Source organism: Streptosporangium sp. NPDC006013, from assembly GCF_040614275.1.
In the GTDB taxonomy this organism is placed as follows: domain Bacteria; phylum Actinomycetota; class Actinomycetes; order Streptosporangiales; family Streptosporangiaceae; genus Streptosporangium.
Window position 1 is genome coordinate 1 of record NZ_JBEXUE010000844.1, and the last position, 2,234, is coordinate 2,234.

Annotated in this window: 2 protein-coding genes and 1 pseudogene; 2 read left to right on the plus strand and 1 reads right to left on the minus strand. The window is 70.9% G+C overall.

Going from position 1 to position 2,234, the window contains the following annotated elements:
• The first annotated feature begins 528 nt into the window (after nt 1-528).
• Together ABZ260_RS50215 and ABZ260_RS50220 are read left to right on the plus strand one after the other, a co-directional pair.
• Nucleotides 529-1,302, plus strand: coding sequence for a PadR family transcriptional regulator (locus tag ABZ260_RS50215; RefSeq protein WP_355632819.1), 774 nt, complete (start codon nt 529-531; stop codon nt 1,300-1,302).
• Nucleotides 1,303-1,309: 7 nt separating this feature from the next.
• Nucleotides 1,310-1,867, plus strand: a complete 558-nt coding sequence (locus tag ABZ260_RS50220) for a DUF1707 domain-containing protein (protein ID WP_355632822.1) — start codon at nt 1,310-1,312, stop codon at nt 1,865-1,867.
• A gap of 115 nt (nt 1,868-1,982) precedes the next feature.
• Here the strand turns inward: ABZ260_RS50220 and ABZ260_RS50225 are convergent.
• Nucleotides 1,983-2,234: pseudogene (locus ABZ260_RS50225) on the minus strand (hypothetical protein); the annotation flags it as partial.

A 2,234-nucleotide genomic window follows, 5' to 3' on the forward strand; every position in this document is an offset into this window, starting at 1 on the left:
TCCGCTTCGATCTCCCCGTCCCTTCACGAGAAGTGCCTGCCATCGGCATCTTCCTACGAATGGGGAACGGATGGAACCGCCGATCGGTGCCGGGGACGGCCGTACCAGAGCGCCCACCCGGGAAGATCGCCTTCACCCTGAGGTCTCACCCCGGAGTCTTCGCCGAGCACCCTCCGGATCGCCTCCACGGGAGGCCGGAGACGGGTGGGGAAAGATCGGCGGGCAGGCGGCGGCCTGCGGAAACGACAGACGGGACCGTTCCGCACCGAAAGCACCCCCCAGCCCTTCCGGCGCGGAACGAATCCCGTCTACGTCCTTTGTAACGTGCAGGTCTCAGTACTTGTTCCAGAATCCGGCAAGAATTACGTGATCTGCCTCACTTACACGCTGAGCACCCGCACGGTGACCGTCGGCTCCCCCTCAAGGGAAGAACCATATTTCAGGACAAGGGTTGCTGTCAGAATGTTCTCGATATATCTTTGAGGCATCGAGAGCGATCAAAAGACGATCGCGATATGGAGGTACGACATGACGGCAGCGAACGCGACGAGTGGCCCCTGGACCGGGTTCGGCTCCCAGGAGGTCAGGCGCGAGATGAAGCGCGCGGCCAAGGAGGCGTGGCGGCAGATGGCCGCCGGATGGCACGAGAGTGGGCCGCAGCACGGGCCGCACCAGCACCACGAGGGCGGACCGCACGAGCACCGGCACCGCGGGCACCGCGGCCCCTTCCCCGGCGGCGGGTTCCCCTGGGACTTCGGCAGGGGCGGTCGAGGCGGCCGGGGGGGCAGAGGCCCGTTCGGCGGAGGCCCCTTCGGCGGGGGGCCGCCGTTCGGGCGCGGGCGCAAGGCCAAGCGCGGCGATGTCCGCGCGGCGATCCTCGCCCTGCTCACCGAGTCCCCGCGAAACGGCTACCAGATCATCCAGGAGATCGAGCGGCGCAGCGAGGGTGGCTGGAAGCCCAGCCCGGGAGCGGTCTACCCGGCGTTGCAGCAGCTCACCGATGAGGGCCTGGTCCTGGCCGAGGAGAACGAGGGGCGCAAGACCTTCAGCCTCACCGAGGCCGGCCGCGCCTACGTGACCGAGCACTCCGACGAGGTGCGCGCGCCGTGGGAGGAGATGACGCCCGACATCGACGACAGCACCTGGGAGTTGATGGACACCGCCCGCCAGTCGGGGTTCGCCATGCTCCAGATCCTGCAGACCGGCAGCGAGTCGCAGATCCGGCAGGCGAAGCAGACGCTGGCCGAGACGCGCCGCAAGCTCTACCAGATTCTGGCCGACGGCGACACCGGCGAGGAGTGACCCGACCATGACGCCCCGAGACGGCCTCCGCATCGGAGACGCCGAACGTGACGTGGCGATGGCGGCCCTGCGCGAGCACTACGCCCAGGGCCGCCTGACCCGCGAGGAACTCGACGAGCGCCTCGAGTCGGCCCTGTCCGCGCGGACGGGCGGCGACCTGGCCCGGGTAAGCGCGGACCTTCCCGGCCCGCGCGTCCCTCAGATCGAGGAGTCCGAGGACGCCTGGGGTCCCTGGGGCGCGGGAGCCCCCTGGGGCCCCGGCGGAGGGCCGTGGAGCACGGGCCACCGGGGCCGCGGGCACGGCCATCCCTGGGGCGCCCATCGTCCCGAGGGCCGCCGTCACCACCCGGGCTGGAGTCACCACCACGTGGGCCGCCGCGGCGGACCGCCGTTCTTTCCCCTGATGATCCTGGTGCTGGTGGCCGGGGTGCTGGTCGGCGGGTTCGGGGTGCTGAAGTTCGTCTTCCTCGCCTGGCTGGCGATGGCCGTGCTGGGCATGCTCCACCGCAGGCGGTGGCACTCCAGGACGCGCTCCCGCCGGGTCGGCCCCCCGGCCGCTTTCTGACCGGCTTCCGACCGGTTTTCCGATCGGCTTCTCATCGGCTCTGGGGCGAGCGGGCGACCCGCGGCGCGCTCGCCCATCATCCGCCCCCTCCGCGCGGGGCGCTCACACCGGCCGGTCAGGCGAGAGACTCCCGCAGCCGCCGCATCTCCTCCACGATCCCGTCCAGCGTCCAGTGCGCGTTCAGGCCGCTCAGGTTGGGCAGCACCCGCACCGCCGCGCCGCCGATCCGGGACTCCTGTGGCCCAACCGCCGCCCACCGGGCGATGGCCGCCGGATCGTCCTCCCGCTGTGCCGCGTTCCGCTGCTCCACCGGCAACGACACATCCAGCAGGCGCACGGAACGATCCTGGAACTCGGCGCGGTCGGC

Excerpts from the sequence above, each read along its gene's own strand:
- ABZ260_RS50220 (WP_355632822.1), top strand. The coding sequence starts at position 1,310 with ATGACGCCCCGAGACGGCCTCCGCATCGGAGACGCCGAACGTGACGTG.
- ABZ260_RS50215 (WP_355632819.1), top strand. The coding sequence starts at position 529 with ATGACGGCAGCGAACGCGACGAGTGGCCCCTGGACCGGGTTCGGCTCC.